The organism is Streptomyces sp. DG2A-72 (genome assembly GCF_030499575.1).
GTDB lineage: Bacteria > Actinomycetota > Actinomycetes > Streptomycetales > Streptomycetaceae > Streptomyces.
Window position 1 is genome coordinate 6,883,343 of the sequence record NZ_JASTLC010000001.1, and the last position, 24,319, is coordinate 6,907,661.

The window sequence follows — 24,319 nt, forward strand, 5'->3', positions numbered from 1 at the left end:
GCGACGCGTCATATCGCGTCTCTTGCTATTCAAGATATATCGCGGATGGGGAAAGTCAAGACACTCGTTCCGGGGATGCCTGCTCCCTCGAAATGCCTGAATGGGGCTGATCGACCTACCGTGTGATCATGTCGACGGAAGCCTCCCGTACCGCTCCCGCGCCAGGTGCCCTGCTGCTCTGCCGGGCGGAGCCCGAGTCCGTCGGCCCCGCCGCCCAGCTGCTGCACGAGCGCATGCTGCTCACCCCGGCCGGCGCGGAGTGGAGCGTCCTCGTCCCCGAGGGCACGCCGTGGCGGCACGGCGGTGAACCCGTCGACCGCGTCGTCACCGGCTGGGCCACCGCCCTGGCCGTCGGCGCCCCCTGGCCCGTCCTCGCCGTCTGGTGGGACGCCGACCGCAGCGGCTTCACCCTCGCGTCCGGCTTCCGCCGCCCCGTCGGCTACGACTGGCTCACCGATGGCATCCCGGCAGGCGAGGACGAGGCCATGCGCACCTTCGCCGCCCGTCTCGGGCTCGACCCGGAGCTGGACATGCAGGCACTGGACGCCCTGACGAAACCGGACTCCGCCGCCGACGCGCGCGCACGCGTGCGTGGCCTGCTCACGGTCCTCACGCGCGCGGGAGTGGCCCTACCCGCCGGCCTCGCCCCCGGCGAACCCGCCGACCGGCTGAGCGAGGCGGCCCGCGCCCACCCACAGGCGCGGATCGTGGAGTGGCCGGGCGGGCGCGAGGCCGTGCGCGCGAGACTGGCCGCCGTCGATCGCGCCCGTCTGGCCCCCTGGCTGCCCTGGTCCGGCGACCCCAGGGCCCGCGCGCTCGCCCTCGCGCAGGTGGCGGTGGGGCTCCCGCTGGCGGTCTGGGGTGTACGGCGGCGCAGTGGCGGCTGGGTCGTTGCGGGGGCGCTGCTGGTCGCGCACGGCGCGTTCGGGCTGACGTACGGGATCGTGCGCCCGCGCGACTGACGCGCGGCGCCCGCGCCCGAGCGGCCGACGCACGCGCGTGTGCACCGTGCTCCAGCCGCGCTCCGGGGCCGGCGGAAACCGTACAGACCCCCGATTACATAGGCTGTCCTTCACTGCCCGACCAGGACGTATGACGACGGAGAGCACCCCATGTACTTCACCGACCGCGGCATCGAGGAACTGGAGAAGCGGCGCGGCGAGGAAGAGATCACCTTCGAGTGGCTTGCCGAGCAGCTGCGGACGTTCGTGGATCTCAACCCGGACTTCGAGGTGCCGGTCGAGCGCCTGGCGACCTGGCTGGCCCGGCTGGACGACGAGGACGACTAAGCGCTCCGCTGGAGTGCCGCGATGGGCCGTCGGTCGTCTGCGGCGCCATCGTGGCTGGTCGCTCACACAGCCCCGCGCCCCTTCGGGGCGCTGCCGAACCGCAGCGGACTTCGCCCGACCTGCTTGGGTCCGATCGTCAACTGGCCCCTCTCGCACTGGACTTCATCCGGAGTTAGCCTTCTTCCTTCCCTTGCGGAGCGGAGGACGGGGGCGCCATGGGTGGAGGGGTCGAACGGATACGGCTCGACGACGGGACCGTCGTATGGGCCAGAATCGGCGCGGCGGACGAGGCCGCGCTGGAACGGGACGGTTATCAGGACACCGGAATCGGGGGCCGGATCACCGACATGGCCGACGGCCTCTCCGGCACGGTCGGCGGCGTCGTGCGCTCCTTGCGCGCCGGTCTGGACCTCACGGCGCCGGTCGAGGTGGCCGTGACCTTCGGCATCGAACTGTCGGCGCAGTCCGGCAGGATCGTGAGCGCCATCGCGGGAGCCGGCGGTCAGGCCGCGCTGACGGTGTCCCTGACCTGGACCGAACCGGCCCGGGAGGACGGCGGCCCGGATCCGCGGCCGGGAGACGGCGGCGACGCGTCGAACGGACGCCTGGCCTCCGGCCCCGAATGAGCGCCCTCGAAGTCGTGGTGCGCCCCTCCCTCGCCCGCATCGAGGAGCCGGGCGCCGGGTATGCAAAGGGCTACTGGGGATCAGGCTTCTTCATCGCCCCGGGCTGGCTGCTGACCTGCGCTCATGTCGTGGGAAAGGGGGGAGCTGCGGTGTTGCGAGGGGAGGCTGCCGTCGGTGTCACCTGGGAGGGTGACGCCATCAGCGGCGCATCGAGCGCCACCACCGGTGAAGTCGTCCTCGCCAAGCCCCGGCCCGCCGCACCCGAAAGGGCAGGCAGCAGCTGGCCGTTGCCGGACATCGCGCTCGTCAGGGTCCCGGCCGCGACGGACGCGCGGTGCGTGTGGCTCACCGACCGCGAGCCGGGCATCCCCGGCCCGGTCGGTCTGCACGGCTGGTCACGGCAGACCGGCGACGTCGGCATACGGGGCGGCGTCGGCGAGGCCCGCGGCTGGGACGCGGGCGCGATGGTGATCGGCGACAGCCTGCCCGTCGACGGGCTATCGGGCGGACCCGTGGTCGATCTGAGGTACGGCGCGGTCGTCGGCCTGAACAAGGGCCGCGGCCGGGACGAGGGGGTCGCCGTCCCGATCACCGCGCTGTACCAACTGCTGGAGCTGCCCGGCGGCGACGTCCTGCACACCGTGCTGCGCGAGCACGACCTGTACCACCTCGGTCGGCTGTCCGACGGCCGGCCGGCGGATCCGGACTGGCCCTCAGCCCAGGCCGACCTGCCGGGGCAGCGCGGCTCGGCCGTCACCCCCGAGCTGCGGATCCGCCTCCACGGCCACCTCGCCCACCTCCCGCCGCCCGCCCGTACGGGCGACGTCATGCGCCTGGTCCACGAGGTCAGGCGCCTGGTGACGGACGAGCGGTCCCCCTCCCCGATCCTGCACGAACCGCACACCTGGCGGGAGGGCACCGGACTGCTGACGGGCCTGCGCGCCCCGGGCCATGGCGACGGGAGGTCCCGCGTCGATCTCGAAGCCGTCCTGCTGTACGCGGCGATGGTGGCCCTGCACTGCGTCCGGGAGCGCCCTGCCGAGGTGGCGCGGGAGCCGCTGCGTGAGTTCACCGACTGGATCACCGAGCAGGCCCGCCACCACGACCACTGGGCGGTGCGCGAACACATCGGCCGGCTTCTCGACGGTCTCGGCCGCCCACCCGGGCCCGGGCCGGCCCCGGCGCCGCCCCCGACCCGCATCGACGTCCTCGTCACCATCGGCGACCGCCTCTACGGCGACCGCTATCCCTGGCGCGTCCAGCTCCTGTACGACGGCCGCGACGTCACGCCGGTCGACGGCGACGACCGCGGCGTGCCCCTGGAGCGGCTGCATGAGTCCCTGCGGGAACCGCTCGCGCGGGCCCTGAGCCAGGGCGACCACGGTGAACACCTGGCCGCGGTGGAGGTGTTCCTGCCACGTCGGCTGTTCGACCTCCCGGTCGACGAATGGCAGCTCGCCCCGGACGACCCGGAGGACGACGAAGCCGACCTGTTCGACGAGCGGTCCGTACCACTCGGACTGCGCAGAACCGTCGTCATCCGCGACCTGAAGCGCAACAGCGGTGTTCCGAAGCCCGACTGGCGCCACCGCTGGCGGGGCACGCAACGCGGCCGGCTGTCCGCCGAACCGCTGTACGCCGACGCGCGTGAGGACGGCGGCACGGCCGGCGGACAGCAGCGCAAATGGGCTGTCTACGGCCGCATGCTGGGCATGGCGGAAGGGCGAGTCCCCGTGCTGTGCGGCCCCGTCGGCAGCGGGGACGCCCGGGTGGCCCTGGAGGCAGCGCTGATGACCGGTCACTCCGTGGTGCTCTGGCGCCGGGACGGCCACGATCACGACGAGTGCCGCGACTTTCACGGACAGGCCGCCGGTCTGCTGGAGTCGGCCGGCCGGGTGGACGCCCTGCACGCTCCGGTGCGCGAACTGCGCATCCGGGCGGCCGATCTCGACACCGCGCGGGTTCAAGGCCTGCGGGGCAGAATCGCCGTACTCCTGGATCCACCGGACCGTCCGCCCTACGGAAGGGAGCCCATGCGACCGCCGTCGCCGGCCGGACCCGACAGCTGAGCGGGCCCGTCAACCGGCATATGAGACAAGGGCGTTGGCCGACCGGATCGGAACACCGGGCGCCCTGGAACCTCGGCAGGCACGGTGGTTGGGCGGTAACGTCATACGTCGAACGGCCGGGCCCGCTGCATGATCACCAGAGCCGGGAGGAGCCCATGGTGAACGACTGGCGGATCTACCGAGGAGTGGGTCAGCCGCACGACGGTGTACGGCAGTTGCCTGCCCCGCCGCCGTGGCGCGACTTCGAGGGCGCGCGGAGCGGCCCGGAGCCCGGCGACGAGGACCCCAGCAGCGCCCGCCGGCTCGGCGTCCGCCGCCGCCTCGTGGAGAACTACGCGCCGCGTGCCGCCGAGGTCGACGCCGTCAACGCCGCGCTCTATCTGCGCCGCCCGCTCCTCGTCACCGGCAACCCGGGCACCGGCAAGTCCACCCTCGCCTACGCGGTGGCCCACGAGCTGGGCCTGGGGCGGGTGTTGCGCTGGCCGATCGCCAGCCGGTCCACCCTGCAGGACGGCCTGTACCGCTACGACGCGATCGGCCGGCTCCAGGACGTCCAGCTGGAGCGGGCCCAGGGCGGCGCCGGGCCCGCGGCGGCCCCCTCCGGCATCGGGTCGTACATCCGGCTCGGGCCGCTCGGCACCGCGCTGCTGCCCGCGGAGCGACCCCGCGTCCTGCTCATCGACGAGCTCGACAAGAGCGACCTCGACCTGCCCAACGACCTGCTGAACACGCTGGAGGAGGGCGAGTTCGCCATCCCCGAGCTGGAGCGGCTCGCGGACCGCGAACCCGTCGTGGAGGTGCTCACCCACGACGGCGAGCGCGTGTCCGTACGGGACGGACGGATCGCCTGCACCGCCTTCCCGGTGATCGTCCTGACGTCCAACGGCGAACGGGACTTCCCCGCCCCGCTGCTCAGGCGCTGCGTCCAGCTCGAACTCGAGCCGCCCGGCGAGGAGCAGCTCACCGCCATGGTCGAGGCGCACCTCGGTGACGAGGGCCTCGCCGCCGGCCGCGATCTGATCGCCCGGTTCCTGGACCGCGAGCCGGGCGAGGTCGTCGCCGCGGACCAGTTGCTCAACGCCCTCTTCCTCACCCAGCACGCACCGAACACGGAACGCCTCACCCGGGAGCGCATCGCGGACCTGCTGATGCAGCCGCTCGACCGTACGAGGTGAGGGACGGATGCCGGGAATACGTCTGGACGAGCTGATCAGCAGGCTGCGCCGCGGCGGCCTCGACCTGACCGCCGAACAGGTCGCCGACGCGGTCTGGCTGGCCCGGCGGCTCGACGCGGCGGCTCCCCGCGACGATCCCGGCGGCGCTCAGGACGTCCCGGAGCCGGCGCACGTCCCGCCGGAGGAGCGGCCGGACCGCCCCGGGGAACCGGTCCCGTCCGGCGGACGGCGGACCGGTGACGACCCGGCCCCGTCCACCCCGGTCCCTCTGCACACGGCCGCCGGCGCCCCGGGCGCCCTGGCCGACGGCACCCAGCACGTCTTCCCGGTGCGTGCTCCCGCCGCCACCGCCCTGCCCGGACTGCTCGGCCTGGAGAAGGCGCTACGGGCCCTCGGCCGCTACCGGGTCGACGCGTCCGCATCCCAGGAAGCCGGGATCGACGAGGAGAAGACCGCCGAACACGCCGCCGCGAGCGGGCTTCTGCTGCCCGTGCCACGGCTCGGACGCCGGCACCGCTGCGACGTCCAGCTGCTGATGGACACGGGACCCGCGATGGCCGTATGGGGCCGGCTGGTCGAGGAACTGCGGCAGGCCTGCCAGCAGTCCGGCGCCTTCGCGTCCGTACGCGTCCACCAGCTGTACGACGACGGATCCGGTACCCCCCTCGTCGGTACGACCGCCGGGCCCGCCCGGCACACCCGGCTGCGCTCGGCCGACGAACTGCACGACCCGTCGGGCCGTTGCCTCACCTTCGTGATCAGTGACTGCGTCGGCCCTCTGTGGCAGAACGGCGCCGCGCAGCGACTCCTGCACACCTGGCCCCGTGCCTCGCCGCTCGCCGTGATCCAGCCGCTGCCGCCGCGCCTGTGGGGCCGTACCGCCCTGCCCGCCGAACCGGGCCTGCTCCTGCGGCCCGCCGAACTCGGCGGCCGCATCACCTTCCTGCCCGACGACGAGCCCTGGGACGAACCGGCCGCCGATGCCCGGCCCGTGCCGGTGCTCCAGCCGAGTGCCGAGGCGTTCGAGGCGTGGGCACGGCTCTTGTCGGGCACCGGGCCGACCCGCGAGCGGGCGTGGGCCGCCTGGACGACCCCGGAGGTGCCGTCCGAGGCCTCCGCCCGGAGCGCGGCCTCCCCACCCGGGGGCCCGCGTGGCGATGACGAACTCGTGCGCGCCTTTCGGGCCGGCGCCTCGCCCGGCGCGCTCCGGCTGGCCGTGTACCTCGCGGCGGCGCCGCTCACCCTGCCGGTCATGCAGCTCGTCCAGCGGGCCATGCTCCCGGACACCGGCCCCATGGAGCTGGCCGAGGTGCTGCTCGGCGGACTGCTGCGCCAGCTGCCCGGCACCGAGGCCCAGCCCTGCTTCGCCTACCCGGGCCGGGTACAGGACCTGCTGCTCTCCTCCCTCGACCAGGACACGGCCGGACTGGTCCTCAAGCACTGCTCCGCCTACGTCGAACGGCACTTCGGCAAGGGGACCCGCAACTTCGCCGCGTTCGCCGCCGCCCGGCTCGCCGACCACGCTCCCACCGTCGGTGGCCCGTCCCTGGACGCCGACGGCCCCCGGGACGCCGAAGGGGGAGTCGAGGCCGAGCTGTTCGCGCGCATCCCGGCGCGGGTGCTGCGCTTCTACCTGCCCGATCTGGTGACCCCCCGGCCCGTCGACGAGGCGGAGCGGCTGTTCGGCCAGTGGCAGGCGCTGGCCGACCCGGAGGTGCTGCACCGGGCGCGGGAACAGGCGGAGGCCGCGGTACGCGTACCCGCGCCGGCCGGGGACGACGGCGTACGGGCCCGGCTGGTCCTCGGCCGGGTGCTGCGCGCCGAGGCCGGGACGTCGGCGGCGCGAGCGGGAGGCCGCCGGACCGAGCTGCTGCGCACGGCGGTCGAGGAGCTGGCGACGGCCCAGTCCGCGGCCTCGGCGGACAGCGCGGAACAGGCCGACGCCGCGCTCGAACTCGCGGCGGGCCGCCATGAGCTGTGGCGCCTGACGGGCGAGACCGAGCAGCTGACGGCCGCGCTGGACGTCCTCGCACCCGAGACCGCTCCATGGCCCACGGTGGCTCGCCTGGCCGGCGAGGGGAGGCGGCAGGCGGAGGCCGGGGCGGTGAGCGAGCGGGCGGACGCCGGGCGTTTCCAGGTCGCGCACCGGGCTCGGTTGCTGCGACGCGGGCGGATCCTGCTCGATCTGGCCAGGCCCGTTGCCGCCGTTCCCGAACTGGAGGAGGCCTGCGCTCTGTTGGACCTCGACAGCGCTCCCGACGCTGTACGCAGTCCGGCTCTGCTCGATCTGGCGCGGGCGCTGCGCGCGGCCGGAGCCGAGGGCGCGATGACGCGCGCGGTCCTCGTAGCGGCTGAACGTGCCGCGGGCGACGACCCCGCCCTGCGGCTGCCCTGCCTGGCCGCCCTGGCCACGTTCCACGACGCGGCGGGCGAGATGCGGGAGGCCGACGAAGCGTACGAGAGCGCCGCCCTGCTCGCCCCGCCCGACAGCCTTCGGCGCTGCGAACTCCTCACGGCCTGGGGCGAGTCGCTGCTCAGGCGCGCTTCGGCAGGGGACGGCGCGCGGATCGTGGACCGCGCCGAGAACGTGCTGCGCGAAGCGCTCAAGGCGCTGCCAGCGTCGTCCGAGCAGCGCGGCCGGCTGCAGGGGCTCGTCGGCAGCGCGCTGGCGCAGCGGTTCCGTCATCTGGGCTTCCTGCCGGACCTGTTCGAGAGCCGGCATCTGCTGACCCAGGCGGTGCGCGCCGCGGCCGACGTCGGCGTACGCGCCGAGGCCTGGCTCCAGCTCGGCCGGGTGCGCCTCGAAGGGTGGTACCGGGCCGGGGCGCCCGTCCTCGTCGACGCGCTCCAGGCGTACGAGAACGCCGAGCGCGAGGCCGGGGCGGCCCACGGCACCGATCCGGGCTCGGTGACGGCGGCCCGGGCCCGGCACGGACGCGGCGCGGTCCTCGTGCTCATGGGGCGGCCGGGGGCGGCCCTGACGGCGTACCGGTCGGCCCGGGAGCGGTGGCAGGGGCTGGCCGCCGCATTGCGCGAGGTCGACTGGGCAGACGTGGAGTTGACGCGGCGCGCGCAGGAGGAGCTCGCGGCGGCACCGGATCGGCCGGGCGGGACACGGGCGATGCCGGAGCAGGCGTGGGGGCGGGTGGCGCCGCCGTGGTGGCCGTGGTCGCAGGAGTGGACCAACACAGGCGAGCTTGACCGGAGTTGATCCGCACAGGGTTTCTGTTCCCGGCCCGTCGGGAAGAAGACGGCAGCTACGGCGACTGGGCGGGGCAGGCGCGGGCAGGGAGGAGCCGAGGGTGGCGGAGCAGCGGAAGAGGGCGGTCGGCCCCGGTGAGGACGCCGGACGTACCGCGCCCCTGCCCGACCTCACCGACATAGACCTGCGGACTTTGCGTGCCATGGACGATCCGGGGCTCAGTGCGGCCGTCGAGCAAGTGCTGTGCGGCGCCACCGAGTTCCGGGAGGTCTGGTACGGCGACGGCGAAGGCGGGGACAATCCGGGGAAGCCTGGTAAACGAACGTTTTCAGTCGGACTCGCCGAGGTCGGGCAGGCCGAGGAAAACCGGGGATGACCCGGGCTCCGGTCTCCTCCGAAGTCTTCACGGCGCTCGCGAGGACCCGGCCCGCGCCGAAGGCCACGACGGTACTGCGTGTCGCACTCCACGCGCGTCGCATGCTGCTCCTCAAGTCCCTCCTCGTCCGTGTCGAGCGGCAGTCCGCTGCGCTCGCCCCGGCGGTCCGGCGTCGCTTCGAGCGGGACTGGTCGCTGCTGGTGCGGGCGGAGCGGACCGACGCCGCCGCGGTCCGGGAGGTCGTCGACTACCCGATGACCGGCGCCTGGCTCACGGAGGCGCTCGCCGCACCGGACGGCGCGGCCTTCGCGCGGCAGCTGGCCCAGGTGGGCGGCGTGGCCGTCGCGGCCGCCGTCCGGGCGGGCTGCCCGGTCGACGGTACGCTCCCGACCCCCTCGGGAGCGCTGGTGCTGCCCGGCCTCGGCGTGCTCCGCTGTCCGTCCGGCCATGCGCGGCTGAGCGGGCAGCCGGGGCTGGTGCGGATCACGGACGACGCGGGCCACAACGACGTCCTGCTGCCGCGGCCGGTGGTCCGGCCGGGGGGCGGCACACACGGCGGGACCGGGCGCGGACCCGGCTGGTCCGCGCTTCGTACCCTGCCCGGCAGCACGGTCGTCCTCGACGACCTCGACCCGTACCGGGCGCCGCCGTCCGGCATAGGGCCGCAGTCCCTGCTCGCGGCCGAACGCCCCTACAGCTCCTACCGGATGTGGGCCCGTCGATGGCGCGAGGCCTCGGCGCTGCTGTCCGCGACGGATCCGGACCGCGCCGCCGAGCTGCGGGGGCTGCTGCGTGCCGTGGTGCCGCTGGCGGCTGCGGAGCGCCCGGGAGGTACCTCGATGGGCGCCACCCTGCGGTCCGCTCCGGGGGCCGCCCTGACTCAGCTGCCCGACGAGGGGCGGGAGCTTGCCGAGTCCCTGGTGCACGAGACGCACCACAGCAAGCTCGCCGCCCTCGACGAACTCGTCCCGCTGTGCCGTCCCGGCAGGGGTACCGCGCACCGGGTGGCCTGGCGCTCCGACCCACGGCCCGTTCCGGCGGTTCTCCAGGGCGCCTACGCGCATCTGGCACTCACCGACCTGTGGTGGCGGGCAGGCAACGGATCCCGGGCTCCCGCGGACTGGCGGCTCAGGGCCCGGGAACGATTCGAAGCGCAGCGGGAAGAGGTCGGCGAGGCCTTGTCCGTCCTGCTCGAATCCGATGAACTGACCTGTGCGGGCAGGGAGTTCGTCCAGGAGATGGGTAGGCACCACGCAGGTCTCGGGGTGACAGCCCGAAACCTTCTGTGACACTTCGTGTACGTATGAGTGCATTGCGTTAGCGTGTGGCGCGAGAAGCGGCAGACGCGGGAACAGGGAGCGTGCGATGGCGGAACAGCGGCGGTCGGGCGGGGACGGTGCCTCGGCACCCGACCGCGTCCTGGTGGTCTTCCCCGGCTACCACCGCTCGTGGGCGACATGGATCGCCCAGTGCCTGGAGAGTCACGGAAACCAGGCCACCCTGCAGCGCTGGGACCCGCCGCGCGAGGTCCCGCTGGAGGACTCGCTCGGCGACCTGCTGCTGTCCTCCGGTCCGGTGCTCCTCGTCCTCGACGACTGGTTCTTCGAACTGGGCCCGCGCCCGGCCGGCGAGTGGAACGACGTGCTGCGCGGCTTCGTCGCCGCGAACGCCGACCGGTTCGCCGCCGTCAACCTCACCAACCGGCCGCTTCTGCCCGCCACCGCGGTCCTCGAACCGGCCAGCCTGTGGGGGCTCAGCGAGGAAGCGGCCGAGGAACGGCTGCTGCGGCGGCTGGGCCTGGAACGCCGTCGTAACCCCAGGCCGCCCGCCGTCAGGGTCCGCTACCCCGAGACACGGTGCGAGATCTGGGGCGAAGTGCCGCGCCGCAACCCGCGGTTCACGGGCCGCGACGATCTGCTCACCGGCATCCACCAGCGCCTCGCCGACGCCGACCGCAGTGCCGCCGTGTGCACCCTGCTGGGCATGTCCGGCATCGGCAAGACCCAGCTCGCCGCCGAATACGCGCACCGTTTCAGCCCCGACTACGACGTGGTGTGGTGGGTCAACTCCGACGACCGCAACATCCAGCGGGACCGGCTCGGCGAACTCGCCGTGGAACTCGGACTGCGCATCGGCAACGAGCCCGGCGAACGCATCCGCGCCGTGCGGGACGCCCTGCGACGCGGCGAGCCGCACACCAACTGGCTGCTGATCTTCGACGGCTGGGACGACACCGACGGGATCAACGCGCTGCTCCCGCAGGGCTCCGGGCACGTCCTCGTCACCTCACGCAACCGTGCCTGGAGCGAGCACACCGACGTCCTGGAAATCCCCGCCTTCCTGCGCCAGGAGTCCACCGGCTATCTGATGCGCCGCGCCCCGCACATCACCGCCGACCAGGCGGACGAGGTCGCCGCCGAGTTCGGCGACGTACCGCTGCCGCTCGTCCAGGCCGCCTCCTGGCTCGGCGAGTCGCGCATGGAAGTGCCGGAGTACCTGCGGATGGTGCGCGAGCGCAGGCTCACCACGGTCGACGAGCCCGTCACCGGCGACGGCTTCCCGCAGTCGTCCATGACCTCCTGGTCGATACTGCTCAACCGCCTGCGCAACGCCCAGCCGCAGGCCATCGACGTGCTGGGCCTGTGCACCTCGTTCGCACCCGGACGCATCCCGCTCGGCCTCATCCGCGCCTATCCGCAGGCCGACCTCCCCGAGGAGCTGCGGTGGATGTCGACCGACCTGGCCGCCTGGACCCGGGCCCTGGACACCCTGGTCAACTACTCGGTGCTCACCCGGGAGACCCGAGGCCCGGTCGGCGCGGAGATGGGGCCGCACCAGGAGTCGGTGCACATGCACCGGCTGGTCCACGACATCGTCTCCAAGCTGACCAGCGAGGACAGCCGCACCACCCATCGCCGGGCGGTCCGCATCCTGATCGCACAGGCCGACCCCGGCAACCCCCTGGACAGCAGGAACTGGCCGCTCTACGCCGAACTGGTGCCGCACCTGGAACCCTCGGGCGCGCTCAGCAGCACCCAGACCCGGGTCCAGGAGACCGTCATGAACTGCCTGCGGTACTGCTTCCGCAGCGGGGAGTACAAGAGCGGTCTGGACCTGGCGCAGCGGATCCGCGACCACTGGTCGCAGTTCATGGATCCGCTGGCCCAGCCCTTGCTCGACCTGACCACGCAGGAGGGCAACATCCTGCGGGCGATGGGCCGGTTCCGTGACGCGTACGAGCTGGACCGCGGCGTCCATGAGCAGTTGCACACCGCCGAGCCGCGCAACGAGCTGGCCGAACTGGCCACCAAAGGCTCCATGGCCGCCGACCTGCGCCACCTGGGCCGCTACGGCGACGCGCACGAGCTGCAACGGGAGACCTTCGACGGCTACGCCCGGCAGCTCGGCCCGGACGAGGCCGCCACGCTGATCGCCCGGCACAACCTCGGCGTCGGGCTGCGGCTGCTGGGCAGGTACCAGGAGGCGTACGACCTCGACCTGGAGACCCTCGCCCGGCGGGAGAGCGTGCTGCGCGCCCGGCACATCAACACACTCAGCTCGGGCAACGCGGTCGTGCAGGACCTGCGCTTCCTCGGCCGCTGGCGCGACGCGCTCACCCGTCAGGAGCCTCTGGTCCGCCTGCATGTGCAGGTGCTCGGCCCGCAGCATCCGCAGACGCTCTCCGCCCGCGGCCAGCTGGTCATGTGCCGCCGCCGTGAGGGCGGCCAGACCCAGGACGCGGGCCCCGAGATGGCCAGCCTCCTCGAGCAGCTGGCGCAGGTGCACGGCCGCGGGCACTACCGCACCCTGGCCTTCATCTGCAATTACGGCAACTATCTGCGGGAACACGGTGACCTCAGCCAGTCCCGGGACCTGATCGACGAGGCGGAGGCGGGCTACCGCTCCCTTCTCGGTCCCGCGCACCCGGTCGCCACCGGCATGCTCTCCAACAGCGGCCTCGTCATGCAGGCCGCCGGTGAACGCGCAGAGGCCATGTCGATGTTCGAGGCCGCGCTGGCCGGTCTCACCGCCACGCTCGGCCCGGACCACCCGTGGGTCCTGGGCTGCGCCCTCAACGCCGCGAGCGGGCGGAACTTCAACGGCCGTATCGCCGAGGCCGCGGAGCTGAGCCGGGACACCCTGCGCCGTGCCCGGCACGCGCTGGGCGACGAGCATCCGCTCACGCTGTCCGGGCAGGTGGCGCTGGCCGCGGACCTGCGCGCGGCGCGCGAGCAGGAGGAGGCCGGGAAGCTCGAGGAAGACGGCCTGCTGGCCCTGACCCGGACGCTCGGCGCGCAGCACCCGCACACCATCTCGGCCCGGCAACGCACGCGCCCCTACTGGGACTTCGAGCCCTTCCTGGGCTGACCGCGACGCCTGACCGCACGCCGAAGGGCCCGGCCCCGGAGAAACTCCGGAACCGGGCCCTTCGCCGTGCGTGCCGTCGTGCGTTTGTCGCGAGGACTACGCCTCGAACACCTCACGCACCAACTGCTCCTGCTCGGCCTGGTGCCGCTTCGCGGAGCCCACCGCCGGGGACGAGCCGTGCGGGCGCGAGATGCGCCGCAGGCGCTCGCCGTGCGGGATGTCGGCGCCGACCGCGAGGTCCAGGTGGTCGATCAGGTTGAGGGCGATGAACGGCCAGGCACCCTGGTTCGCCGGCTCCTCCTGGGCCCAGAGGTATTTCTCGGCGTTCGAGTACTTGGCGATCTCGGCCTGGAGCTCGGCACCCGGCAGCGGGTACAGCCGCTCGATACGGATGATCGCCGTGTCCTTGGCGCCGCGCTTCTGGCGCTCCGCCTCCAGGTCATAGTACAGCTTGCCCGCCACGAAGACGACCTTGCGGACCGCGGCCGGATCCACGGCCGCGTCGCCGATGACCGGGCGGAACTGACCCGACGTGAACTCCTCCGTCTTCGACGCGGCGGTCTTGAGGCGCAGCATCGACTTCGGCGTGAAGACCACCAGCGGCTTGTGGTGCGGGTTGTGCACCTGCCACCGCAGGAGGTGGAAGTAGTTCGACGGGAGCGTCGGCATCGCGACCGTCATGTTGTTCTGGGCGCAGAGCTGGAGGAAGCGCTCGACGCGGGCCGAGGAGTGGTCCGGGCCCTGGCCCTCGTAGCCGTGGGGGAGGAGCAGTGTCACGCCGCTCGTCTGGCCCCACTTCTGCTCGGCCGCCGAGATGTACTCGTCGACCACCGTCTGCGCGCCGTTGACGAAGTCGCCGAACTGCGCCTCCCACATCACGAGCGCGTTGGGACGGGCCAGCGAGTAGCCGTACTCGAAGCCCATGACCGCGTATTCGGACAGCAGGGAGTTGTAGACGTTGTACCGCGCCTGGTCCTCGGCGAGGTACTGCAGCGGGGTGTACTCCTCGCCCGTCTGACGGTCGATGAGAACCGCGTGGCGCTGGCCGAAGGTGCCCCGCTGGGAGTCCTGGCCGGACAGGCGGACCGGGGTGCCCTCCAGCAGGAGGGAACCGACCGCGAGGGTCTCACCCATGCCCCAGTCGATCGTGCCGTCCTCGACCATCGCCGCCCGGCGCTGCAGCTGCGGCAGCAGCCGCGGGTGGACGTGGAAGGAGTCCGGGATGTTGACCTGGGACTCGGCGATCCGCTTGACGACCTCCGTGGAGATCGCTGTGCCCACGGCGACCGGGAAGTCGGCCTGGGGGTCCGACACCGGAGCCGCGGCCGGCTGCGAGACCGCCTCACGGACCTCCGTGAAGACCTTCTCCAACTGGCCCTGGTAGTCCTGCAGCGCCTGCTCGGCCTCTTCCAGGGTGATGTCGCCGCGACCGATCAGGGACTCGGTGTACAGCTTGCGCACCGAGCGCTTCTTGTCGATCAGGTCGTACATCAGCGGCTGGGTGAAGGCCGGGTTGTCCGACTCGTTGTGACCGCGGCGGCGGTAGCAGATGAGGTCGATCACCACGTCCTTGTTGAAGGCCTGGCGGAACTCGAAGGCCAGCCGCGCGACGCGCACGCAGGCCTCCGGGTCGTCGCCGTTCACGTGGAAGATCGGGGCCTCGATCATGCGCGCCACGTCGGTGGCGTACATCGACGAGCGGGACGACTCCGGCGCGGCGGTGAAGCCCACCTGGTTGTTGATGACGACGTGGACCGTGCCGCCGGTGCGGTAGCCGCGCAGCTGCGACATGTTCAGGGTCTCGGCCACCACGCCCTGGCCCGCGAAGGCCGCGTCGCCGTGGATCGCCACCGGCAGGACCGTGAAGTCCGTGCCGCCCTTGTTGATGATGTCCTGCTTGGCGCGGGAGATGCCCTCGATGACCGGGTCGACCGTCTCCAGGTGGGACGGGTTCGCGGCCAGGGAGACCTTGATCTGCTCGCCGTCCAGGCCCGTGAACGTGCCCTCGGCGCCCAGGTGGTACTTCACGTCGCCGGAGCCGTGCATCGACTTCGGGTCGAGGTTGCCCTCGAACTCGCGGAAGATCTGGGCGTACGACTTGCCGACGATGTTGGCGAGCACGTTCAGCCGGCCGCGGTGGGCCATGCCGACGACGACCTCGTCCAGGCGGGACTCGGCGGCCGAGTCCAGCACCGCGTCGAGCAGCGGGATGACGGACTCGCCGCCCTCCAGGGAGAAGCGCTTCTGGCCGACGTACTTCGTCTGCAGGAAGGTCTCGAAGGCCTCCGCGGCGTTCAGCCGGCGCAGGATGCGCAGCTGCTCCTCGCGCTCCGGCTTGGTGTGGCCGCGCTCGACCCGGTCCTGGATCCACTTGCGCTGCTTGGGGTCCTGGATGTGCATGAACTCGATGCCGGTGGTGCGGCAGTACGAGTCGCGCAGCACGCCGAGGATGTCGCGCAGCTTCATCATCGACTTGCCGGCGAAGCCACCGACGGCGAACTCGCGCTCCAGGTCCCACAGGGTGAGGCCGTGCTCGACGATGTCGAGGTCGGGGTGCTTGCGCTGGCGGTACTCCAGCGGGTCGGTGTCGGCCATGACGTGGCCGCGGACCCGGTAGGAGTGGATCAGCTCGAAGACGCGGGCGGCCTTCGTCACGTCGTCGTCGTGCGACGCGTCGATGTCCTTGAGCCAGCGGACCGGCTCGTAGGGGATGCGCAGCGACTCGAAGATCTCGTCGTAGAACCCGTTCTCGCCGAGGAGCAGGTTGGCGACCGCGCGCAGGAACTCGCCGGAGGCCGCGCCCTGGATCACCCGGTGGTCATACGTCGACGTGAGCGTCATGACCTTGGAGATGCCGAGCTTGTTCAGCGTGTCCTGGGAGGTGCCCTGGAACTCCGCCGGGTAGTCCATGGAGCCGACGCCCATGATGACCGACTGGCCGGGCATCAGGCGGGGGACCGAGTGGACCGTGCCGAGGCCACCGGGGTTGGTCAGCGAGACCGTGACACCGGTGAAGTCGTCCATCGTCAGCTTGTTGTCGCGGGCGCGACGGACGATGTCCTCGTAGGCCTGCCAGAACTCGAAGAAGTTCAGCGTCTCGGCCTTCTTGATGGCCGCGACGACCAGCTGGCGGTCGCCGTTCGGCTTCACCAGGTCGATGGCGAGGCCGAGGTTGATGTGCGCCGGCTTGATCAGCGTCGGCTTGCCGTCCTTCTCGCCGAACGCGTAGTTCATCGACGGCATGGCCTTGATGGCCTGCACCATCGCGTAGCCGATCAGGTGCGTGAAGGAGATCTTCCCGCCCCGGGCGCGCTTGAGGTGGTTGTTGATGACGATGCGGTTGTCGAACAGCAGCTTCACCGGGACCGCGCGCACGGACGTGGCCGTGGGCAGCTCCAGCGAGGCGTTCATGTTCTTGGCGACCGCGGCGGACGGGCCGCGCAGCGTCACGTACTCCGGGCCGTCGGGGGCCTGAGTCGCGGGCGCGGCCTTGGGCGCGGCGGCAGCGGGCTTGGCGGGCGCCTTCGCCGGGGCGGGAGCCGCGGCGGCGGGCTTCGGGGCCGCGGGCGCCGGAGCCGGGGCGGCGGGAGTGGCCGGTGCGGCCGGGGCCTGCGCCGGCTGAGCCGTGGTGGTGGTGCCCGCGGCCCCCGCGGCCGCGGTACCCGCCGGAGCCGACGGGGCGGCGGCCCCGGGCTTGTAGTCGGCGAAGAAGTCCCACCAGGCGCGGTCTACAGAATTCGGGTCCTGGAGGTACTGCTGATAGATCTCGTCGACGAGCCACTCGTTCGGACCGAACGCGGCCGCGGGGTTCTTCCCCGCTTGGTCGGTGTCGGTCGAGATGCTCGAGTTACTGGGGGACTGTGGCGACACGGCGGCAACCGCCCTCTTCCGCTTCACAAGGTTATGGACAGCGGGAATCAAGGCTACGCCCCCGTGGCCGCGAAGGTCAGTCCGGGCCTGCCCATCGTCGTGTAAGTCACACTGAACCGCGTGTTTCGGTGGTGGAAATGGCGGGAAACAGGCGTGGTTCTGGTGCGGAAGGGATGGCTCGATCCCGACCCGGCGCGAGCAAGGCGCGGGTCTCTGCCTGATCACACGTGCCTGTCAGCCGGGGACCGACGTGGATCTTGTGGCTCCGGTTCGAACTTTACGTCAACTTGGCATGGATGGCTCGCCCGGAAGGGTGATCAGAATCCGGCAACCTCGCTGGGATTCGGCCACGCCGATCCGGCCGCCATGCAGATCCACCGCCCAGCGGGCGATCGCCAGACCCAGCCCCGTGCCACCGTCGCTGCCGGGTCCGTGCGGGCGGTTCACGGCTCCCCGGTTGAACCGCTCGAACACGCGGTGCCACTCCGACCTCGGGATACCGGGCCCCTCGTCGAGGACCTCCAGCTCCAGCGACTCGGGGTAGTTCCCGCGCCGGGCCTTCACCGTCACCCGGCCGTGCGGCGGGCTGTGCTTGACCGCGTTGTCGATCAGGTTGGCGACGACCTGGTGGATCCGCTCGGGGTCGGCGTGCGCGGTCAGCTCCGGCGGGGAGACGTCGAGGTGCAGATGGACGTCCGTACGGGTGTGGGTGCCGGATCCGGACGCGATGCCCGCGCGGACCGGGGCGACCATGTTGGCTTCCTTGAGTACGCCCGACAGATACGGCCACACCTCGAAACGCCGCTTCTTCAGCGGTACGACGCCGTTGTCGAGCCGGGAGAGGTCGAGCAGGGTCTCCACCAGCCGACCGAGCCGCTCCGTCTGCTTCAGGGCCGTCCGCATGGTCTCCGGGTCGGCCTCGGTGACGCCGTCGACGATGTTCTCCAGGACCGCGCGCAGGCCCGCGATCGGCGTACGCAGCTCGTGCGAGACATTCGCCACCAGCTCCTTGCGCTGGCGCTCCTGCTCCCCCAGCTCGTCGGCCATGGCGTTGATGGTCTCGGCCAGATCGCCCAGCTCGTCACGCCGGTTGTCCCGCACCCGGCGCGTGTAGTCGCCCTGCGCGATGGACCGGGCCACCGCGTTCATCTCGTCCAGCGGCGCGGTCAGCGAGTGCGCCACGAACTGCGTGATCAGCAGTGTGGCGATCATCGAGAAGACCGTGATGAAGCGCAGCTCGGTCTCGGTGCGCATCGCGATCATCATCAGGCCGGTGGTGATCAGGACCGAGATGACGACGAGCGCGCCCAGCTTGGTCTTGATCGAGAACGGACGTACGCCGCCCCAGGGTTCCCCGGGGCCTCTGCGCGGGGCCGGCCCGTCGCTCATGGCGTCGGCGTCTCCAGCGCATAGCCCACGCCGTGCACCGTACGGATCCGCTCGGCGCCGATCTTCCGCCGCAGCGCCTTGATGTGGCTGTCGACGGTCCGGGTGCCGGAGGCGTCCGCCCAGTCCCACACCTCGGCGAGCAGCTGCTCACGGGAGAGCACCGCGCGCGGGGTGTTCGCCAGGCACACCAGCAGGTCGAACTCGGTGGGCGTGAGGTGCACGTCCTCCGAGCGCACCCGCACCCGGCGCTGCGCGTGGTCGATCTCCAGCTCGCCGAGGCGCAGGATGCCGCTGCGCGGCGTGGAGGCGGCGATCGCGGCCCGCTCCACCCGGCGCAGCAGTACGTGCACCCGGGCGGCCAGCTCCCGCATGGAGAACGGCTTGGTCATGTAGTCGTCGGCGCCGACGCCGAGCCCGACCAGCATGTCCGTCTCGTCGTCGCGTGCCGTGAGCATCAGCACCGGCACCGGCCTGGCGGCCTGCACGCGCCGGCAGACCTCCAGGCCGTCGAAGCCCGGCAGCATGATGTCGAGGATCAGCAGGTCCGGCTGCCAGGCCTCGGCCGTGTCGACGGCGGCCGGGCCGTCGCCCGCCGTCTGTACGAGAAATCCTTCGGCACGCAGGCGGGTGGCGATGGCGTCCACGATCGTGGGGTCGTCCTCGACCACCAGCACCCGGCGCTGTGCGCCGGGGGTGGCCGTTGCCGTGCCGTTGTGGGAGGTGTGTGTCTGCTCCATCGCCCGCCCCTGAAGTTGCTTTCCGGAATCCGTGGGGTGATCCCTTATGACTGCGCATGACTGCGATTGACGCTTGAATGATCGGCGTCAGGGAAGCAGAGTACGGGGAGTCACCGTCCGTTTGCTATCCAGGTCGGACGCCGAGATGCACGACGTCCGGCACGCCCCGGGCAACGGGGATCTCATCGGTACGCACCTGTTGGAAACCGGCATTCCATAGGGTTCCTTCAAATTCCGGAGAGGGCTTCGCCGACCATACGGCCAGCACGCCCCCTGGCCTCAACACCCTTGCGCAGCTTGCCAGTCCGGCCGGTGAGTACAGTCCGTCGTTGTCCTCGGTGACGGTCCATTCGGGCCCGTTGTCGATGTCGAGGCACAGGGCGTCGTACGTGTCGGAAATCTCATTGACGTAAGAGATCAGGTCACTTTCGACGATCTCCGTGCGGGGATCCGCGAGGGCCTTCGCGGACACTGCGGACAGTGGACCTTGACGGTGCCAGTCGATGACGGCCGGTTCGCGTTCGACGACGGTAATGCGGCCCCAGCGCCGATTCTCCGCGGCATGTGCGAGCGAGAAACCTACGCCCAGGCCTCCGATCAGCACGTTCGGCCGCTCACGGGCGTCCAGGGCGTCGAGTGCGACGTCGACGAGCCGCCGCTCCGAGCGGCCGTCGGAGGTGTCCATCAGGAAGCAGCCGTTCGCGATGATCTGCAGCAGTTCGCCGTGGCGGCGCAGGACGACCTCTCCGTGCGGGCCCTCACGACGGTCCAGGACTTCGGGCATGTCGTATGCGGTGGGCATCGACCCATCGTGGCACTTCTCTGACGGATTGTTGACGCAATCGCGGAGAGAGCACGGAGTGCCGGTGGTCGTCTGAGAGTTGAGTGTGAATCGGGTGTGAGGTGGCGCCGGTCACAGACAGGGCCTCGTCGGGGCGCAGAGGGTGGGGCGAAACGGAAGGAGCGCCGCACGGTGGAACGGAACGCGCCCACGACGTCTCCTGACGTCCTTCCCGAGGTCTCCGGGCTGCTGAACGGAATGCCGCGGCAACGGGGACCGGTGCCGGCGCCCCTCGCCGGCGAGCCCCGCGTCCATGGCTGCTGCTGCCCACCCCCACGGGCACCCCCTTCACCTTCAGCTACGCGGCCGTGCTGGCGGGCACCTCGCTGATCATGGAGTACGCCGACCCGGCCGTCGTCCACACCCTCGTCCAGGGCTCCAGCACGGACGTGGCGCACCTCGTCGCCACACCCGCGTTCGTGCTGCTGGCCAGCGCGCTGTGGGTCGCGGGCGGGTTGCTGTCGCCGTTCGCGGTGGCCTTCCTGCTCGTCCTCACCGCCCTGGAACGGCGGATCGGCGGGGCGCGCACGGCCGTCGTGTTCCTGGTCGGCCATGTGCTGACCACCCTCGCGACCGAAGTCCCCATCGGCCTCGCGGTGCTGGCGGGCCATCTGCCCGACACCTCACTCCACCGCCTCGACTACGGCATCAGCTTCGGCGTCGCGGCCTCGATCGGCGCGTTGGCGGGCCTGCTGTCACCGTGGCTGCGGTGGCCGCTGCTGGGTCTGTTCGGCTGGGTGCTCGTGGAGGACCTGATCGCGTTCCTGGATCCGATGTCCAACTGGGGGCATCTGATCGCGCTGGGGATCGGGATCGGGATGTGGCCGATGGTGCGGCGTGCGCTCCGCTCCAGCTGCTGCGATGGGTCGGCGGTCGTCTGCGGCGCCGTCGTGGCTGGTCGCGCAGTTCCCCGCGCCCCTTCGGGGCGCGGGTGACCGGATTTTCGGAAGCGTCTTCCTCGCTCCCCATGGTCGTCCTAGGCTCATGACGAGGGTTCAGGTCGATGGAATCCAGCCGTCCGTGACACTCGGGGGCGACGTGGACGTGCAGATCAGTGGCGGCGGCGAGCGCCCCGGACGCCGGCCCGTCGCGGCCCGGCGTCGCGGCGTTCCGGAGCACCTGCTGAGCGGGGACCGCCGGGACTTCGAGCAGATCGTCGACGAGGTGCTGCGCTCCGCCCCGCACCGCCCGGAACTGGCCGCCGTCGGACAGCGGCTCAACTCCGCACAGCTGCGCACCATGGCGCTCAACGCCTCCGCACTCATCACGGCAGCGGCGGCCACCGAGTATCAGGACTACGTCCGCGTCCGTGAGGAAGCGCGCCGGCCGGTGCCGTCCGTCTTGGGCCGACCCGCCGCGGCGGACGAGGCTCCCGAGAGCGCCGGCGCGGGCGTCGTCGCCGTCGCCGCTGTCCTGGCCCCCATCCTCGCCGCCACCGCCGCGGCCGTCCTCCTGATCGTCGGGTACGTCCTGAAGGTGCTCGAACCCACGTCGGGCGTTGCCCGGACCCTGCTGACCACCGGATGGGTCTTCGGCGCGGTGACCGCGGTCGCGATCCTCGTCGCCGCCGTCGGTCTGCTCATCACCGCCCTGCGCAACGGTCCCTCGTCCGCGGCCTGCCCTTCCGGTGAGCCGGGCGACAGGGTGGCCAGGGCCAGAGAAGCCTGGCGCGAGGCCCTGATGGAACGCGGCATCGTGCCGTTCCTCCGTGAGGCGCTGGCCGAACCGGGCGCCGCCCGGGCCGCGCATCCCAGGCCGACGTCCGAGCACGGGCCGGAGTAGCACCGGGAATTCGCGGGCCTGTTCGCCGCTTCCCCGTATGGCCCACTTTCCCGAACGCCCCAACTCCTTCACCAGCGCCGTCACCTCGATCGCTGACAGCGAACGCAGGCCGGGGAACATCCGGAGGCTCACGAGCATTGAGTCGGCATAGCTCAACTTGACTGCCGAAGGGGAGATCATGGCTTCGACGTCCTCACCGCTCACCCTGCCCGTGCTGCCGCTCGACGACGAGGTCGTGCTGCCCGGGATGGTGGTGCCGCTGGACCTGAACGACACCGACGTACGGGCCGCGGTGGAGGCCGCCCAGGTCGCCGCGCGGTCGGAGCCGGGTAAGCCGAGGGTGCTGCTGGTACCGCGCATCGACGGGACGTACGCGGGCACGGGTGTGCTCGGCACCGTCGAGCAGGTCGGCCGGCTCGCCGACGGTGACCCGGGTGCCCTCATCCGCGGGCGCGGGCGCGTGCAGATCGGGGCCGGGACCACCGGGCCGGGCGCGGCGCTGTGGGTCGAGGCGACCAGGGTCGACGAGAGCGTGCCCGAGCCGCTGCCGGGCCACGTCACCGAACTGGTCAAGGAGTACAAGGCCCTCGCCACCGCCTGGCTGCGCCGGCGCGGCGCCTGGCAGGTCGTGGACCGCGTGCAGGCCATCGACGACGTCTCCGCGCTCGCCGACAACTCCGGCTACTCGCCCTTCCTCACCACCGACCAGAAGATCGAGCTGCTGGAGACCGGCGACCCCGTCGCCCGCCTCAAGCTCGCCACCCAGCAGCTGCGCGACCACCTCGCCGAGCAGGACGTCGCCGAGACCATCGCCAAGGACGTCCAGGAGGGCGTCGACAAGCAGCAGCGCGAGTTCCTGCTCCGCCGCCAGCTGGAAGCCGTACGCAAGGAACTGCGTGAGCTGAACGGCGAGAAGGACGGCGAGGAGTCCGACGACTACCGCGCCCGCGTCGAGGCCGCCGACCTCCCCGAGAAGGTCCGCGAGGCCGCGCTCAAGGAGGTCGACAAGCTGGAGCGGTCCAGCGACCAGTCCCCGGAGGGCTCCTGGATCCGCACCTGGCTGGACACCGTCCTCGAACTGCCGTGGAACGAACGGACCGAGGACGCGTACGACATCCAGGGCGCGAAGGAGATCCTCGACGCCGAGCACGCGGGCCTGGAGGACGTGAAGGAGCGGATCACCGAGTACCTGGCCGTGCGCAAGCGGCGCAGCGAGCGTGGCCTCGGTGTCATCGGCGGACGGCGCGGCGGTGCCGTACTGGCCCTGGTCGGCCCGCCCGGCGTCGGCAAGACCTCGGTCGCCGAGTCGGTCGCGCACGCCATGGGCCGCAAGTTCGTCCGTGTCGCCCTCGGTGGCGTCCGCGACGAGGCCGAGATCCGCGGCCACCGGCGTACGTACGTCGGCGCGCTGCCCGGCCGTATCGTCCGCGCCGTCAAGGAGGCCGGGTCGATGAACCCGGTCGTCCTGCTCGACGAGATCGACAAGGTGGGCTCGGACTTCCGCGGCGACCCGGCGGCGGCCCTCCTCGAGGTCCTGGACCCGGCGCAGAACCACACGTTCCGCGATCACTACCTGGAGGTCGAACTCGACCTGAGCGATGTCGTCTTCCTCGCCACGGCGAACGTACTGGAGGCCATCCCGGAGGCCCTGCTCGACCGTATGGAGCTGGTCCGCCTCGACGGCTACACCGAGGACGAGAAGATCGTCATCGCCCGCGACCACCTGCTCCCGCGCCAGCTGGAGCGGGCCGGTCTGAACACGGACGAGGTCGTCATCGACGAGAGCGCGCTGCGCAAGCTCGCCGGCGAGTACACGCGCGAGGCGGGCGTCCGCAACCTGGAGCGCTCCATCGCACGGCTGCTCCGCAAGGTTGCGGCGCAGCACGAACTCGGCGAGCGGAAGCTGCCGTTCACCGTCGGCGACGGCGACCTCCGTGGCCTGATCGGCCGACCGCACCACGTGCCCGAGTCCGCGCAGGACCCGGCGGAGCGCCGTACGGCGGTCCCCGGTGTCGCCACCGGCCTCGCGGTGACCGGCGCGGGCGGTGACGTCCTGTTCGTCGAGGCGTCGCTGGCCGACCCGGAGACGGGCGCGGCGGGACTGACGCTGACCGGCCAACTGGGTGACGTGATGAAGGAGAGCGCGCAGATCGCCCTGTCCTTCCTCCGCTCGCACGGCGCCGAACTGGAACTCCCGGTGGCCGACCTGAAGGACCGGGGCGTGCACATCCACTTCCCGGCGGGCGCGGTGCCGAAGGACGGCCCGAGCGCGGGCGTCACGATGACGACGGCCCTCGCGTCCCTGCTCTCCGGCCGTCTGGTCCGCACGGACGTGGCGATGACCGGCGAGGTCTCCCTGACCGGCCGGGTCCTGCCGATCGGCGGCGTGAAGCAGAAGCTCCTCGCGGCCCATCGCGCGGGCGTCACCACCGTCGTCATCCCCAAGCGCAACGAGCCCGACCTGGACGACGTCCCGGCCGAGGTGCTGGACAAGCTCGACGTCCACACCGTCACCGACGTCCGCCAGGTCCTGGAACTGGCCCTGTCGCCGGCCACCAGCGACGCGGCCCCGGAGGTTCCGGTCGCGGCGTGACG

General features: G+C 71.9%; 15 protein-coding genes and 1 pseudogene. 12 read left to right on the top strand and 4 right to left on the bottom strand.

What is annotated here, in order from left to right; all coding sequences use genetic code 11:
- Positions 1 to 128: 128 nt before the first annotated feature.
- The 9 genes from QQY66_RS32810 (at position 129) to fxsT (ending at position 13,105) form a co-directional block, all read left to right on the top strand.
- Complete coding sequence (locus QQY66_RS32810) at positions 129 to 962, top strand: hypothetical protein (protein WP_301983919.1); 834 nt, start codon at positions 129 to 131, stop codon at positions 960 to 962.
- A gap of 150 nt (positions 963 to 1,112) precedes the next feature.
- Positions 1,113 to 1,289, top strand: coding sequence for a DUF6104 family protein (locus tag QQY66_RS32815; RefSeq protein ID WP_301983920.1), 177 nt, complete (start codon positions 1,113 to 1,115; stop codon positions 1,287 to 1,289).
- Positions 1,290 to 1,504: 215 nt separating this feature from the next.
- A complete protein-coding gene (locus tag QQY66_RS32820) occupies positions 1,505 to 1,915 on the top strand; it encodes a CU044_2847 family protein (protein WP_301983921.1) in 411 nt (136 codons plus the stop codon).
- Positions 1,912 to 3,984 (top strand): trypsin-like peptidase domain-containing protein, encoded by a 2,073-nt coding sequence (locus tag QQY66_RS32825; protein WP_301983922.1) that lies wholly within the window; start codon positions 1,912 to 1,914, stop codon positions 3,982 to 3,984. The genes QQY66_RS32820 and QQY66_RS32825 overlap by 4 nt, the downstream gene beginning before the upstream one ends.
- Before the next feature lie 158 nt (positions 3,985 to 4,142).
- Positions 4,143 to 5,159 carry a MoxR family ATPase gene (locus QQY66_RS32830; protein ID WP_301987572.1) on the top strand — a complete coding sequence of 339 codons (1,017 nt, stop codon included), beginning with the start codon at positions 4,143 to 4,145 and terminating at the stop codon, positions 5,157 to 5,159.
- Between the two features lie 7 nt (positions 5,160 to 5,166).
- Positions 5,167 to 8,370 (top strand): SAV_2336 N-terminal domain-related protein, encoded by a 3,204-nt coding sequence (locus QQY66_RS32835; protein ID WP_301983923.1) that lies wholly within the window; start codon positions 5,167 to 5,169, stop codon positions 8,368 to 8,370.
- Positions 8,371 to 8,461: 91 nt separating this feature from the next.
- Positions 8,462 to 8,737: a hypothetical protein gene (locus QQY66_RS32840; RefSeq protein ID WP_301983924.1), complete on the top strand. Its 276-nt coding sequence runs from the start codon at positions 8,462 to 8,464 to the stop codon at positions 8,735 to 8,737.
- Positions 8,734 to 10,026 carry an HEXXH motif-containing putative peptide modification protein gene (locus tag QQY66_RS32845; RefSeq protein WP_301983925.1) on the top strand — a complete coding sequence of 431 codons (1,293 nt, stop codon included), beginning with the start codon at positions 8,734 to 8,736 and terminating at the stop codon, positions 10,024 to 10,026. Before QQY66_RS32840 ends, QQY66_RS32845 begins: the two co-directional genes overlap by 4 nt.
- A 76-nt stretch (positions 10,027 to 10,102) precedes the next feature.
- Positions 10,103 to 13,105, top strand: coding sequence for an FxSxx-COOH system tetratricopeptide repeat protein (fxsT, locus tag QQY66_RS32850; protein WP_301983926.1), 3,003 nt, complete (start codon positions 10,103 to 10,105; stop codon positions 13,103 to 13,105).
- A gap of 96 nt (positions 13,106 to 13,201) precedes the next feature.
- On the opposite strand, the gene QQY66_RS32855 is transcribed toward fxsT, so the two are convergent.
- The 4 genes from QQY66_RS32855 to QQY66_RS32870 form a co-directional block, all read right to left on the bottom strand.
- Positions 13,202 to 16,975, bottom strand: a complete 3,774-nt coding sequence (locus QQY66_RS32855; RefSeq protein WP_301983927.1) for a multifunctional oxoglutarate decarboxylase/oxoglutarate dehydrogenase thiamine pyrophosphate-binding subunit/dihydrolipoyllysine-residue succinyltransferase subunit — start codon at positions 16,973 to 16,975, stop codon at positions 13,202 to 13,204.
- Positions 16,976 to 17,257: 282 nt separating this feature from the next.
- Entirely contained in the window at positions 17,258 to 18,364 is a 1,107-nt protein-coding gene (locus QQY66_RS32860; RefSeq protein ID WP_301983928.1) for an ATP-binding protein, read from the bottom strand.
- Positions 18,361 to 19,101: a response regulator transcription factor gene (locus tag QQY66_RS32865; RefSeq protein ID WP_155056874.1), complete on the bottom strand. Its 741-nt coding sequence runs from the start codon at positions 19,099 to 19,101 to the stop codon at positions 18,361 to 18,363. Before QQY66_RS32865 ends, QQY66_RS32860 begins: the two co-directional genes overlap by 4 nt.
- 124 nt (positions 19,102 to 19,225) lie before the next feature.
- The gene (locus tag QQY66_RS32870; protein ID WP_301983929.1) at positions 19,226 to 19,903 is read right to left on the bottom strand and encodes a spermidine synthase; all 678 of its coding nucleotides are present in this window, start codon (positions 19,901 to 19,903) and stop codon (positions 19,226 to 19,228) included.
- 237 nt (positions 19,904 to 20,140) lie between these two features.
- On the opposite strand from QQY66_RS32870, the pseudogene QQY66_RS32875 reads away from it, so the two are divergent.
- The 3 genes and pseudogenes from QQY66_RS32875 (at position 20,141) to lon (ending at position 24,317) form a co-directional block, all read left to right on the top strand.
- Positions 20,141 to 20,877 (top strand): annotated as a pseudogene (locus QQY66_RS32875) (rhomboid-like protein).
- 115 nt (positions 20,878 to 20,992) lie between these two features.
- On the top strand, positions 20,993 to 21,724 hold the full coding sequence (locus tag QQY66_RS32880) for a hypothetical protein (RefSeq protein WP_301987573.1): 732 nt from the start codon (positions 20,993 to 20,995) through the stop codon (positions 21,722 to 21,724).
- A 178-nt stretch (positions 21,725 to 21,902) separates the two neighbouring features.
- Positions 21,903 to 24,317, top strand: a complete 2,415-nt coding sequence (gene lon, locus QQY66_RS32885) for an endopeptidase La (protein WP_301983930.1) — start codon at positions 21,903 to 21,905, stop codon at positions 24,315 to 24,317.
- Positions 24,318 to 24,319: the final 2 nt, after the last annotated feature.

Bases quoted from the DNA above. Each gene is read 5' to 3' on its own strand.
- QQY66_RS32825 (WP_301983922.1), top strand. From the start codon at position 1,912: ATGAGCGCCCTCGAAGTCGTGGTGCGCCCCTCCCTCGCCCGCATCGAG.
- QQY66_RS32860 (WP_301983928.1), bottom strand. From the start codon at position 18,364: ATGAGCGACGGGCCGGCCCCGCGCAGAGGCCCCGGGGAACCCTGGGGC.
- QQY66_RS32835 (WP_301983923.1), top strand. From the start codon at position 5,167: ATGCCGGGAATACGTCTGGACGAGCTGATCAGCAGGCTGCGCCGCGGC.
- QQY66_RS32820 (WP_301983921.1), top strand. From the start codon at position 1,505: ATGGGTGGAGGGGTCGAACGGATACGGCTCGACGACGGGACCGTCGTA.
- QQY66_RS32865 (WP_155056874.1), bottom strand. From the start codon at position 19,101: ATGGAGCAGACACACACCTCCCACAACGGCACGGCAACGGCCACCCCC.
- QQY66_RS32845 (WP_301983925.1), top strand. From the start codon at position 8,734: ATGACCCGGGCTCCGGTCTCCTCCGAAGTCTTCACGGCGCTCGCGAGG.
- QQY66_RS32870 (WP_301983929.1), bottom strand. From the start codon at position 19,903: ATGCCCACCGCATACGACATGCCCGAAGTCCTGGACCGTCGTGAGGGC.
- lon (WP_301983930.1), top strand. From the start codon at position 21,903: ATGGCTTCGACGTCCTCACCGCTCACCCTGCCCGTGCTGCCGCTCGAC.
- fxsT (WP_301983926.1), top strand. From the start codon at position 10,103: ATGGCGGAACAGCGGCGGTCGGGCGGGGACGGTGCCTCGGCACCCGAC.
- QQY66_RS32815 (WP_301983920.1), top strand. From the start codon at position 1,113: ATGTACTTCACCGACCGCGGCATCGAGGAACTGGAGAAGCGGCGCGGC.
- QQY66_RS32810 (WP_301983919.1), top strand. From the start codon at position 129: ATGTCGACGGAAGCCTCCCGTACCGCTCCCGCGCCAGGTGCCCTGCTG.